Below are 12,529 nucleotides of genomic sequence, written 5' to 3'. Positions count from 1 at the left end.
GTCTGGCTGCTGATAAAAGTTCAGAGGCTTTAATTAAAGAATTTATCTTCAATAGTGATAGTATTTCAGATGTTATTATTGCTGACAAAACGATTGAGTTTTATGCTCTGGAGAATACAGTGAATTATAAGTTCAAACCTACAATCACAATTTCTGAAGGAGCTACAATAACACCTGCTGCGGATGTTGAACAGGATTTCTCTTCTCCTGTTATTTATACAGTTACCTCTGAAGACGGAATTGTGGTAAACAAATATACGGTTAGTGAGGCTGGAAAGGTAAAATATATGGATTTTGAAGTATGGAAGAAAGACAATACCTATGGATTTGAGAAACCGGAGGGTTCTTTTGCTTCGACGAACGAAGGAAGTGGTATCGTATACTCCATATTAGAGGGTTTGAAAAGTGTTGATGGTTTTCAGGATATAGTGATTCCCAGCTGGTGTGTTAGATCGTCAGAAGAAGGAAAAACAGGTAAAGCTGCTGTATTGGAGACGATAGATTTGACACCTTCAAAAGCAGACCTGCTCAGATATAAAGAAACTTTATCTTCTTCAGATGCTGTCTTTATAGATTATGTTTTAGGTATGTGTCCGAATATCACAGCAGGGAGTTTATTCCTCGGAAGTTTTGATTTGGGTAGTGCCATGGGAAATCCTTTGAAAGGAACTCAGTTCGGTATTCCTTATGTAGGAGAGCCGGTTAAATTTTCAGGATGGTATAAATATACTCCGGGAGCAGAATTCTATGATAAAGATGGAAATGTAGTGGAGGGACAGACCGATGAATTTGCAATTTATGCTTTATTGTATGAAGCAAAAGGAAAAGATGGTAAAGAGGTAACCTTGACTGGTATTGATATCAATACCTCTGAGTATATTGTTTTGAAAGCTGAAGTTACTGATAAAACGGCAAAGGAGGATTGGACTTATTTTGAAATACCGTTTGAAAAAATGAATGACAAAGAATACGACGCAGCTAATCAGTATAAACTGGCTTTGATTTGTACATCAAGTAAAGAAGGCGATCAATATAGAGGAGCTCCGGGTAGTATTTTGATGATCGACGATCTGAAAATTACAAGGTAACCCCCTTCTCTTTGTATATAACTTAGCCGGTTCTGTTGGTAGAATCGGCTATTTTAGTTATTAGCTTTGCAAAAATTTCACGTTGTAGGAATTAGCTCGATGATTTAAAACATTTTATTTTTTTCGGCGTATATATTTTTTTAATAATTAAATAGAAGACGATGAAAAAGAAACTCTGTTTTTTGATGATGGCTGTATTCTTTTTAGGGATGACAGCTTGTAGTGATGACGACGATGATAAGAAAGAAGCGGTGGCAGGAACCTATACGGGAACGATTACGGTGACGGATGAGGCAGGGACTCCGATCGGTGATCCACTGACCGGACAAAAGATTACCATTGTCGATGCAGGAAAAGATAGGATAAATCTCGAGCTGAAAGATTTTAAATTCGGCACGGTCCCTGTGGGGGATCTGGAGATAAAAAATGTTGCTGTGAACGATAAAGGAGAAGTGAACGGTAGCGCATCTCAGGTACCGATTATGAATGGCGTTCTTCAGGCCGATATAACAGTGAGCGGGACGGTAAAAGATAAAAAAGCCAATTTGCTGATCGATGTGTCCGCACCTTTGACTCCCGGGACCGATCCGATTAAAATGAAAGTTACCTTTATCGGAGCCCGTTGACAGAGGAATTTTTCTCCAGGTTCGGGCATGAATTCGGAATGATCGGGAGGCTTGTCTGATACTGATTGGCGGAGCTGAAGTTCACCATTTATATTTTGTTTTCGGAACCGAAGTTGCGCCAATCAGCGTTCCTCTTCTCTTTAATTTTCCGGTTTATTGAAATTCTTCTTCCGGGTATAAGGACGTTTCCTTCCCGGGCGATTGTTTTTGAATTTTCCTCTCGGACGGCGCTCGAATGCCTGTGGGTTGTAGGCAGGGCCAGGACCTACAGTCGGTGGTAACGGAATTTTATAGATATCTTTTTCTATAAATTCTTCGATTTTATGAAATTTACCCTGTTCCGGTTCGCAGACGAAAGTAATGGCTACACCATCCGCATTCGCCCGGGCTGTACGGCCGATGCGGTGGATATAATCTTCCGGATCGTGGGGAACGTCGTAGTTGATGACCAAACCGATGTCGTCGATATCGATGCCCCGGGCAACAATATCGGTTGCGACTAAAATGTCGGTCTTCCCGTTTTTAAAGTCGAGCATTACCGCTTCCCGTTGTTCCTGTTCCAGATCGGAATGCATGGCTGCAACATTGAGTTTCATGCGCTTTAAAGAATAGGCCAGATCTTTTACCTTTTGTTTGGAAGAAGAGAATATGATGGTTTTTTTGCGGTTGGGTTTACTGAATAACTCTTGGATGATAGTCATTTTCTGCGTCTCATAACAGATATAAGCCGATTGGATAATCGCTTCGTTCGGTTTGGAAATGGCGATATTGATCTCTGCCGGATCTTTCAATATCTGTTTGGCTAACTGCCGGATTTTCGGTGGTAAAGTTGCTGAAAACAGAATTGTTTGACGTTTGGTCGGCATCTGTTTGACTATTTGCATGATATCGTCGAAAAAACCCATGTCCAGCATCCGGTCGGCTTCGTCCAGAATGAAGTAGCTGACTTGTGAAAGATCGATACCACTATTGGCAATGTGTGACAATAAACGTCCCGGAGTAGCGATCACCACATCTGCTCCCATTAATAAACCCTTCTTTTGCTGATCCCATCCGGCCCCGTCTCCTCCGCCGTAGACTACGGTCGTCGAAATGGGGAGAAAATAAGAAAAACCTTCGAATTGCATGTCGATCTGTTGGGCCAATTCCCGGGTAGGTACCATGATGACTGCACGGATGTGATTGTCGGGGTTACCCTCTGCGACTAAACGGCTGAGTAGAGGTAAGGTGTAAGCTGCCGTTTTACCGGTTCCGGTCTGAGCGCATCCGATGATATCTTTCCCTTCTAATATGACCGGAATGGTCTGTTCTTGCACTGGAGTCATCTCCTGAAAGTTCATAGCTTCTATTCCCTGCAGTACGTTCTCGTCTAAATTTACTTCGTCAAATCTCATAATTTATATCACTCAAATTTCGCTTCAAAGATACGATTTTTATAAATAATTAATGGTTTAATCTCTGGGACTGTTTTAACATTCTGTGTCCAAGTTAATTCCAATACAAAGATAATGGAAGTTGGGCAACTAAGGAGGAACATTCCGTTTTTTTTGTGGCATTATTTTTGTTATTAGTTGTTAGTGATGAAAAAATAGTTTATTTTTGAAAGCGATGAAGTTTCTACTGATATATGGGGTATTGTTTCTTCTTTTGTGGACAAAGGGGTCGGCAATCGATAGGGAAGAAAGCTTGACAGATTATACTGCCGAAGAAGAAATTGTGAATGAGCCTGTCCTGGTAGAAGTTTCGTCTTCAGATTTAAAAAACAACCACATTCCGTATTTTCTGATTCTAAAGGCTTTGAATCCGGTTACTCAAATCGATTTATCGGCCGGGAGCGATCAAAGCTGGAATATTTTATCTTATAAAATTCTGCACGGTGCTCAGAAAATTCGTGTGCCTATGCGTTTGCAGATGTGGTATGCCTCCGAATGGATGAGGATGTTATCTGTCTGGCACGACAAGAGTTTTCTTTTGTACTTTTTAGAGAAACTTATCATTTAGCATTCTCGTTAAAAGAGGAAAAACCTGGTTCTACACAAATCAGGGGAAGGTGAAGTATGTGTAGTTCGTTCTGAGAATCGGTGACAAAAAGGGATATGCACGCAAGTGGATAAATAGGGGAGGTAAGGCTGATTCGGAAATTGTTAAATAATTAATGAAAATCAATATTATGGCAGAGAAGTTTGGATATGTAACACAGGTGATCGGACCTGTTGTGGATGTCATTTTTGAAAATGGCGGAGAGGATTTGCCTCCTATTTATGAAGCCTTACGGATAGAACGGGATAATGGCGAAAAATTGATTATCGAGGTTGAACAGCATATCGGAGAAGATACTGTCCGTTGTGTTGCGATGGATACGACCGATGGGTTGCGCAGGGGCATGAAAGCCTGGGATTTGGGACGTACACTGACGATGCCGGTGGGAAAACAAATCAAGGGACGGTTATTGAATGTCACCGGAGATGCCATCGATAAATTGGGAAAACTGGATTATACCGATACGTTATCTATTCATCGGGAACCGCCGAGATTCGAAGATTTAACGACGACTCAGGAGCTTTTGCTGACCGGTATCAAAGTGATCGATTTATTGGCTCCCTATTCCAAAGGAGGAAAAATCGGTTTGTTCGGTGGGGCCGGAGTCGGGAAAACGGTGTTGATCATGGAATTGATCAATAACATTGCCAAAGGGCATAATGGATATTCCGTGTTTGCCGGAGTCGGTGAACGGACTCGTGAAGGAAACGATTTGCTGAGGGAAATGATCGAATCGGGAGTAGTGAAATACGGTGAACGTTTTCAGGAAGAGATGAATGAAGGGAAATGGGACGTGAAAAGCGTGGATATGGAACAGGTGAGTCAGTCACAAGCTACCCTGGTGTTCGGACAGATGAACGAGCCCCCCGGAGCACGTTTACGGGTGGCTTTGTCGGGACTGACAGTAGCCGAGTCTTTCCGGGATTCTAACGAAGGAGGAAAGGAAATCCTGTTTTTTATCGATAATATTTTCCGGTTTACTCAGGCGGGTTCGGAAGTGTCGGCTTTGTTGGGACGTATGCCTTCGGCTGTTGGATATCAGCCGACGCTGGCTTCTGAGATGGGGAAGTTACAGGAGCGGATCGCTTCTACTAAATATGGTTCCATCACTTCGGTACAGGCTATTTATGTACCTGCCGACGACTTGACGGACCCCGCACCGGCAACGACTTTCAATTTCCTGGATGCGACAACCGTACTGAGCCGGAAGATTACCGAACTGGGTATTTATCCCGCAGTGGATCCGCTGGAATCTTCTTCCCGTGTCCTCGATCCGAATATTGTCGGGGAGGAACATTATAATACGGCCCAGCAGGTCATCGAATTGTTACAGCATTATCAGGAATTGCAGGATATTATTGCAATTCTCGGTGTGGATGAACTTTCGGATAGTGATAAATTGGTGGTAAACCGCGCCCGGCGTGCTCAGCGTTATCTCTCACAACCGTTTCATGTGGCAGAACAATTTACCGGACTGCAGGGAGTTATGGTCCCTCTCGAAGAAACGATCCGGGGTTTTAAAATGATTCTCAGCGGAGAAATGGACGAGTATCCCGAGCAGGCTTTTATGAATGCCGGAACCATCGAGGATGTGATCGAAAAAGGGAAGAAGATGATGAAAGAGGCGGTAAAGTGAAAGGCAAAAAGCTATAGGCAGGTTATAGGCGGGAAGAAAGCGAAGAATTGGAGACTTGTTAGGTTGGAAATTTGTAATTTGTATAACTATGAGACTGGAAATAATATCTGCAGAAAAAGTATTGTTTAAGGGGAATGTACAACGGGTGACTTTACCCGGTTCCCTGGGTACTTTTACTATCTTGGAACAACATGCCCCCCTGATTTCCACACTCACGCATGGAAATGTGGTTTATGATACAGGAGGAGAAGAAAAGCAACTGACGATCGATTCGGGAGTTGTCGAAGTATTGGATAATCGGATTGTCGTTTGTATTAATTAGCCGGCAACGCTTGTAATTTCTGAAACGAAGTAAAATATGAAATTAATCAGGTATCTGTTAGGACTGAGTCTATTCCTGCTGGCCGGTCAATGGGTAAAGGCAGACGAAACAGCAGCAGAATCATTCAATCCCCAAAAATCGATATTCGAACATCTGGGAGATGAATACGGATGGAATGTCTGGAATTTGCATATCCCGTTACCCGTGATTGTCAGGGATGAAGAAGGAACATGGCATGTGTTCAGTTCTGCAAAATTAGCCGGAGGACAGGAATATGAAGGTTTTTATATTGCCGGTGAGGGCGAATACGAGGGAAAAGTGATTGCCCGGGATGCTTCCGGCCATATTTACCGGCCCTGGGATTTTTCGGTCACTAAAAATGTACTGGCTTTATTTATATGTGCTTTACTGCTTTGTTGGCTCGTCTTTCCATTGGTCCGGTGGTATAAGAAGAAACCGTATGAAGCGCCGCGGCGTGTAAAAGGAATGATGGAATTTGGAGTCGGTATGTTGTATGAGGAGTTGATTGTACCGATTTTAGGGAAAGATGCCCGGCGTTTCGGACCGTATTTGCTGACCTTATTTTTCTTTATTCTCTTGATGAATTTGATGGGCTTGATTGTTATTTTTCCGGGAGGTGCCAATCTGGCCGGAAATATGTCTGTCACTTTAGTGTTGGCTGTGTGTACTTTTGTCGTAGTCAACTTTTCAGGACGTAAGGGATATTGGAAAGATATTTTTTGGCCCGAAGTGCCGACCTGGTTGAAATGTCCGGTTCCGATGATGCCTGTCATTGAGATTTTCGGTGTGTTTACCAAACCGATTGCTTTGATGATCCGGTTGTTTGCCAATATGCTCGGTGGACATTTGATTACTTTGGTTCTGATTTCCCTGATTTTCATTTTTGCAGCGATGGGACCTGTGATTATGGGGACTTCGACCGTGATTGCCGTTGTGTTTGCTGTATTTATGGGATTTATCGATTTGTTGATTTGCTTCATACAGGCTTATGTATTTATGTTGTTGTCTGCCATTTTTATTTCTTTGGCAAGACCTGCGGGAACCGGGGCCCGGCATGAGAAATGAACAAAGTAAAATAATATAAAATAGAATAATTTTAAAATTGAAAAGCTATGTTAAGTATGATTTTATTACAGGTCGCTGCCGGAATGAGTCTGGCAAAAGTGGGTGCTGCCATCGGCGCAGGGTTAGCTGCTATCGGTGCAGGTATAGGTATTGGGAAGATCGGGGCGAATGCCATGGACGCTATTGCCCGCCAACCCGAGCAGACCGGGAATATTCGTACGAATATGATCGTGATCGCTGCTTTGATTGAAGGAGTCGCTTTGTTTGCTATCATTGTATGTTTGTTGGCCTTGTTTATATAATCGTTTATGGGACTCTTTAAACCGGAGATCGGGTTGGTATTCTGGATGCTGGTGGTCTTTCTGATCATTCTGGCTATCCTGGCTAAATATGCCTGGCCCGTGATTATCCGAAGTATAGAACAAAGAGCGGATTTTATCGATAGTGGGGTGAAATTTACCCGCGAGGCAAAACAACGGCTGGACGAAGTGGAAACAAAAGTGGAAGAGATGCTGGCCGAAGCCCATAGAAAACAATTGGCTGCTTTACAGGAAACCGAACGGATGAAACGGGAGATGATCGAGAACGCAAAAAAAGAAGCTGCCGATGAAGTCCGGAAGATGATGGAAGAGGCAAAAGCTTCTATGGAACAGGCTAAACGGGAGGCCGAAAAACAAATGAGGCGACAGGTGAGCCGTTTGTCACTCGAGATCGCGGAGAAAGTATTGAGAAAAGATTTGTCGAAAGATACTGCTCAGGTAGAATTGGTGGATCGAATGTTGGATGAGCTGGAATCAGCTCAGAAACTGTAATGATATGGATGAAGGTTTAATAGCACGGAGATACGCTTTGGCTATGCTGAAAGTAGCACAGAAATATAATGCTGCGGAAGAGGTATATCAAAAAATGAAGACCTTCGAACAAAATTATATTTCCCATCCCGATTTACATAAGGCATTACTGAATCCGATATTGTCTCCCCGGGATAAAGAACAATTGTTGACGATCGCTATCGGGATCGAACCCGGAACGTTGTATCTGCGGGGAATCCGTTTGCTGATAAAAAATCACCGCGAGATGTATATCCGCTCTATTTGTCTGATGTACCAGAAGTTATACCGGAAGGTGTACCAGATCGGACGAATAAAGATTATCACGGCGGTTGCTTTGAAGCAGGAGACGCTGGACCGGATAAAAAAACTGGTAACGGACCGGACTTCCAGACAGATCGAATTTGTCGAAAAGGTAGATCCGGCTATTATCGGGGGCTTTGTACTCCGGGTAAATTCCATGCAGCTCGATTATTCAGTAGGCGGAGAGTTGAAAAAAATCGCAAAGCAATTGAAATAGGAGAGGATAAGTATAAATGATTAGATTATGATAAAACCAAGTGAAACATCAGATATTCTTCAGCAACAACTGGATAACGTTGATTTGAAAGCTGAATTTGAAGAAATTGGAACTGTATTGGAGGTAGGAGATGGCGTAGCCAATGTATTCGGGCTGGACAATGTGACTTCCGGCGAACTGATCGAATTTGAAAATGGGGTAAGGGGAGTAGCCATGAACCTCGAAGAAGATCAGGTGGGAGTCGTGCTTTTGAATTTGGGAGATCGTGTGAAAGAGAATTTTACGGCTAAACGCACCGGGCATATTGCTTCTATTCATGTGGGAGAAGGATTGTTGGGACGGGTAATCGATACATTGGGAGAACCCATCGACGGGGCAGGGCCGATTACCGGCGATCTGTTGGAACTGCCTTTGGAAAGAAAGGCTCCCGGGGTAATTTATCGGCAGCCTGTTAAAGAACCTTTGCAGACAGGGATTAAAGCGGTGGATTCGATGGTACCTATCGGAAGGGGACAACGGGAACTGATTATCGGTGACCGGCAAACCGGAAAAACGGCTATCGCTATCGATACCATATTGAATCAACGTGAAAATTACCGGCAGGGTAAACCGGTTTATTGTATTTATGTCGCTGTCGGTCAGAAAGCTTCTTCTGTGGCAGCCTTGGTCAACGTATTGAAAACTCACGGAGCGATGGACTACACGGTAGTATTGGCTGCCAATGCGTCCGATTCGGCTGCCATGCGTTATTATGCACCTTTTGCCGGAGCGACGATCGGAGAATATTTCCGGGATAGCGGGAGGCATGCGCTGGTCGTATACGATGATTTGTCGAAGCAGGCTGTAGCTTATCGGGAAATCTCTTTGATTTTGCGCAGACCTTCGGGTAGAGAGGCTTATCCGGGGGATATCTTTTATTTGCACTCCCGTTTGCTTGAACGGGCGGCCAAGATTATATCCAATGATGAGGTGGCTTCGACGATGAACGACCTGCCCGAACCGTTGAAACCGGTGATCAAAGGCGGAGGATCACTGACCGCTTTACCGATTATCGAGACTCAGGCCGGCGATGTGTCGGCATACATTCCGACGAATGTCATCTCGATTACGGATGGTCAGATATTCCTCGAAACTTCTCTGTTTAACGAAGGAGTCCGGCCGGCAATCAATGTAGGTGTTTCAGTATCGCGGGTAGGAGGAAATGCTCAGGTGAAAGCGATGAAAAAAATTGCCGGAACCTTAAAAATCGATCAGGCTCAATACCGGGAACTCGAGTCGTTCTCCAAATTCGGAGGAGATTTGGATCCGGTCACTCAGATGGTAATCGATAAAGGACAAAAAAATGCCCGCCTATTGGTACAACCTCAATATGCCCCGATGCCTGTAGAAGAAGAGATTGCTATTATTTATTGCGGAACCCAGGGATTGTTACAACGGGTACCTTTAAAACATGTCGGCGATTTTGAGAAATATTTTCTCGATATTCTTCGGGTACGTTACCGGAAAGAGGTGTTGGATGAATTGAAGGTCGGACATCTGGACGAAGTCGTCGCTGCTTTGTTGGAGGAAGTGGCTAAGGAAGTAGCCGATAAATTTGCTGCACCCGTGAAACAAACCGAAGAATTTGTAGATAAGTAAAAAAGAGAAGAATGGCAACGATGCGTGAACTGAAAGGAAGGATCAATTCTGTCCATTCCTCTCAGAAAATTACCGGAGCAATGAAGATGATTTCTTCTGCCCGGTTGAGAAAGGCCGAGAACAAGTTGCTTCAGGCCGAGCCTTATCGCCGGAAGTTATGGGAAATATATGCCCATATTGAAAGATCCGGTTGTGAGTTTCAGTCGCCATTGACAGTGAAACGCCAGGTAAAGAAGGTGGCTATTGTTATTTTTGCTTCCGACGATGGATTGTGCGGAGCTTTCAATATCAATTTATATAAAAAATTGGTGGAGGAAGTACAGGCTTATCAAAAACGGGGTATCCGGGAAATTACCGTTTTTCCGGTCGGAAAAAAAATACTGGCTGAAGTGAAACGGATAAAGGGCATTCGCCTGGCCCGACATCCCGAAGCTTTTGAAAAGAAAGACTATATGGCGGCTACCCGGGAATTGGCGGATGAACTGATGGAAGATTTTTTGAAAGGGAAATACGATCAGGTTGGAGTTGTTTATGCACATTATAAAAGTATGGGCGTACAAATCGTGCGGTTACGTTCTTTTTTGCCGGTTGCTGTAGAACCGGAAGAAAAAATAGAAACCACAGATCGGGTCGGTCCATGGTATATTTATGAACCCGGATGTGAACAAATATTAACCATGTTGTATCCCCTGATGATGCATGCTTTGATGTACGATCTGTTGATGGAAAATAAAACTTCCGAACAGGCTGCCCGTATTCTGGCGATGCAGATGGCTAATGATAATGCCGTGAAATTATTAGGTAAGTTGCAGCTGGAGTATAATAAATTGAGACAACAAGGGATTACTTCCGAACTGTTGGATATCGCTGGAGGCAGTAATCGGGAAAGTTAAGCCACTGAAGTGTTAATGTATCCGAAATGTCGTATATTTGTACAAACGTTTCTATGGTGGTTATGATTTCGGATGCAGACATACTTCAGTGCTTTAAGATTGACCGTAAGCAAGGGATACAAGTGCTGTTCAGGCGGTATTACCGGCCTTTGGTGCTCTTTGCGGATGAATTTGTCCATTCTCTTTCTACAGCAGAGGATATTGTACAGGACTTTTTTATCCGGTTGTGGACAGACGACTATTTGGAAAAACTACTTCCTCCGGCACTTTCTTCTTATCTTTTTACTTCTGTCCGGAATGCTTGCTACACGTATGAACATCGTAAAGATGTATGGAATCGGCGCAGAGATATGCCTCCCGAAGCAAATATTGCAGTAGAAACAGCACTGGAAATGGATTCCGAAGTGGCCGACAGAATCAATCGGGCTATTTCGAAATTACCCGTTCAGACCCGGGCTGTCGTTACCCGGATCCTGCTCGAAGAAATGAAATATAAGGATGCCGCAGCCGAACTGAATATATCCGTCAATACATTGAAGACTCTACTCCGGAATGGACTGAGAACATTGAGGAGCGAATTGGAAAAAGATTATCGTTCGATTAATTTTGCTGTATACTTACTTTGGAATTCTTCTGCTCCTTTAGTTCTATACGCTTAATAATCAGAAAAATAATTTTTTCCTTAAACAAATTAATATTAGAAATATTATCACCAATTAAACGAACAATTATTTTGTTATTTATTCGTCTTCGGTGTTCGTGTTCGGAGACCCCGTCGTTTTTGTCGGTCGGCTGGCTCTTTCTTTCACTGACCGTTCCGGACGAATCGGTCTTCCGGTATAAAAACCGAAATCGGAATAGAAAGTCGGTGTCGAAGATACCAATCGAGAAATTATTGCAGGCTACATTTAGCCTTCGACTCATTTGTCATTTGGTCCACCTCACAACATTTTCCTGTATATCCCTGTACACATATACATTCCTTTCCTGTCCAGGTAATCGTACCCTCTTTATAACAAGGATAATAATCCTCGTTTCCAGAAACAGTCATACTGGATAAAAAAGATAAACCGGTAATTCCGGCCAAAATCCATAATTTCAGATTTTTTAATAAAGGTGTTTTCATAATCAATGAAATTTAAAAGTGAATAAAATAAAAATGCGATGATTTGCAAATCTTGATTTTTGCATTATGTTTGTTAGTAAGACTTAATAATTTGAAAAATGGGTGAATAGAATTTGATTTAATTTCAATTAGTCTGACCGAAAAATAGAAATGGATTCACCCATTTTTATTTTTTTTAGTCTTACTAACGAATAAGGTACGAAAATTGAATGAAGTAACTATGAATACAAAGGTCGGAATATTATGCCTGTATTTGTTTCAGATACTTGTCGGCTGTTCTGTTTCGGAGAGTCCTTATGAGAAGTATGATTTAACATCCTTAACGGAAAAATGCCGGAATGAAAATAAATATCTGGTCATTATTATCGGGATGGAGGATTGCCGGTTCTGTAACTTTTTTTATCATGTACTTCGAGCTTCGGGGACTTTTGAGGAAAAGATCACTGACCGGTTTGTTTTTAGTAAAGTGGATATCAGGGAACAATTCAGATTGGCTCAGATGTTGGGCATATCGAGTACTCCTACTGTCCTGATAACCGATGGAGCATTATCTGTCAAATACGTTCATTCGGGCTTACTGGCCGAAAGTGAATGGTAGCAGGTGTTGTCGGAAATTATAAACGGCAGAAGTGTCTTTGCCCTTCAGGAAAATGATCTTTATTCTGTGGGGGAAGAGGTATATGCTTTATATTCCAAGGTGTTGCAAGCCAATTTGTTAATCGAT

At 42.8% G+C, this 12,529-nt stretch carries 15 protein-coding genes; 13 read left to right on the top strand and 2 right to left on the bottom strand.

What is annotated here, in order from left to right:
• Both WS42_RS13295 and WS42_RS13290 read left to right on the top strand, forming a co-directional pair.
• Positions 1-1,088 (top strand): PCMD domain-containing protein (locus WS42_RS13295; RefSeq protein WP_046451236.1); only part of this gene is annotated, 1,088 nt, incomplete at its 5' end.
• A gap of 161 nt (positions 1,089-1,249) precedes the next feature.
• Positions 1,250-1,714, top strand: coding sequence for a calycin-like domain-containing protein (locus tag WS42_RS13290; protein ID WP_046405203.1), 465 nt, complete (start codon positions 1,250-1,252; stop codon positions 1,712-1,714).
• Positions 1,715-1,854: 140 nt separating this feature from the next.
• Here WS42_RS13290 and WS42_RS13285 read toward each other — a convergent pair whose 3' ends face one another.
• Positions 1,855-3,108, bottom strand: coding sequence for a DEAD/DEAH box helicase (locus tag WS42_RS13285; RefSeq protein ID WP_046402562.1), 1,254 nt, complete (start codon positions 3,106-3,108; stop codon positions 1,855-1,857).
• 214 nt (positions 3,109-3,322) lie between these two features.
• Here WS42_RS13285 and WS42_RS13280 point away from each other — a divergent pair, with 214 nt between their 5' ends.
• The 10 genes from WS42_RS13280 to WS42_RS13235 all read left to right on the top strand — a co-directional run bounded on the left by WS42_RS13280 (position 3,323) and on the right by WS42_RS13235 (position 11,338).
• On the top strand, positions 3,323-3,715 hold the full coding sequence (locus tag WS42_RS13280; protein ID WP_046402564.1) for a hypothetical protein: 393 nt from the start codon (positions 3,323-3,325) through the stop codon (positions 3,713-3,715).
• A gap of 169 nt (positions 3,716-3,884) precedes the next feature.
• Positions 3,885-5,390, top strand: a complete 1,506-nt coding sequence (gene atpD, locus WS42_RS13275; RefSeq protein WP_046402565.1) for a F0F1 ATP synthase subunit beta — start codon at positions 3,885-3,887, stop codon at positions 5,388-5,390.
• A gap of 88 nt (positions 5,391-5,478) precedes the next feature.
• Complete coding sequence (locus WS42_RS13270; RefSeq protein WP_046402567.1) at positions 5,479-5,712, top strand: F0F1 ATP synthase subunit delta/epsilon; 234 nt, start codon at positions 5,479-5,481, stop codon at positions 5,710-5,712.
• Positions 5,713-5,748: 36 nt separating this feature from the next.
• Complete coding sequence (gene atpB / locus WS42_RS13265; protein WP_046451235.1) at positions 5,749-6,798, top strand: F0F1 ATP synthase subunit A; 1,050 nt, start codon at positions 5,749-5,751, stop codon at positions 6,796-6,798.
• Between the two features lie 47 nt (positions 6,799-6,845).
• Positions 6,846-7,100, top strand: a complete 255-nt coding sequence (gene atpE / locus WS42_RS13260; RefSeq protein WP_013611738.1) for an ATP synthase F0 subunit C — start codon at positions 6,846-6,848, stop codon at positions 7,098-7,100.
• 6 nt (positions 7,101-7,106) lie between these two features.
• Positions 7,107-7,610: a F0F1 ATP synthase subunit B gene (atpF, locus tag WS42_RS13255; protein WP_013611737.1), complete on the top strand. Its 504-nt coding sequence runs from the start codon at positions 7,107-7,109 to the stop codon at positions 7,608-7,610.
• Positions 7,611-7,614: 4 nt separating this feature from the next.
• The gene (locus tag WS42_RS13250; RefSeq protein WP_013611736.1) at positions 7,615-8,148 is read left to right on the top strand and encodes a F0F1 ATP synthase subunit delta; all 534 of its coding nucleotides are present in this window, start codon (positions 7,615-7,617) and stop codon (positions 8,146-8,148) included.
• A 27-nt stretch (positions 8,149-8,175) separates the two neighbouring features.
• On the top strand, positions 8,176-9,786 hold the full coding sequence (gene atpA / locus WS42_RS13245; RefSeq protein WP_046405216.1) for a F0F1 ATP synthase subunit alpha: 1,611 nt from the start codon (positions 8,176-8,178) through the stop codon (positions 9,784-9,786).
• A gap of 11 nt (positions 9,787-9,797) precedes the next feature.
• On the top strand, positions 9,798-10,679 hold the full coding sequence (atpG, locus tag WS42_RS13240) for an ATP synthase F1 subunit gamma (protein WP_046405217.1): 882 nt from the start codon (positions 9,798-9,800) through the stop codon (positions 10,677-10,679).
• 26 nt (positions 10,680-10,705) lie between these two features.
• Complete coding sequence (locus tag WS42_RS13235) at positions 10,706-11,338, top strand: sigma-70 family RNA polymerase sigma factor (protein WP_286728642.1); 633 nt, start codon at positions 10,706-10,708, stop codon at positions 11,336-11,338.
• Between the two features lie 233 nt (positions 11,339-11,571).
• On the opposite strand, the gene WS42_RS13230 is transcribed toward WS42_RS13235, so the two are convergent.
• Positions 11,572-11,805, bottom strand: a complete 234-nt coding sequence (locus tag WS42_RS13230) for a hypothetical protein (protein ID WP_046402579.1) — start codon at positions 11,803-11,805, stop codon at positions 11,572-11,574.
• 220 nt (positions 11,806-12,025) lie between these two features.
• Between WS42_RS13230 and WS42_RS13225 the strand changes: the two genes are divergently transcribed.
• Positions 12,026-12,403 (top strand): thioredoxin fold domain-containing protein, encoded by a 378-nt coding sequence (locus WS42_RS13225; protein WP_046451233.1) that lies wholly within the window; start codon positions 12,026-12,028, stop codon positions 12,401-12,403.
• Positions 12,404-12,529 lie beyond the last annotated feature (126 nt).

The sequence above is a fragment of the Odoribacter sp. N54.MGS-14 genome (assembly GCF_000980295.1).
GTDB classification, from domain to species: Bacteria; Bacteroidota; Bacteroidia; order Bacteroidales; family Marinifilaceae; genus Odoribacter; species Odoribacter splanchnicus.
This window is presented reverse-complemented; position numbering and strand designations above follow the sequence as displayed.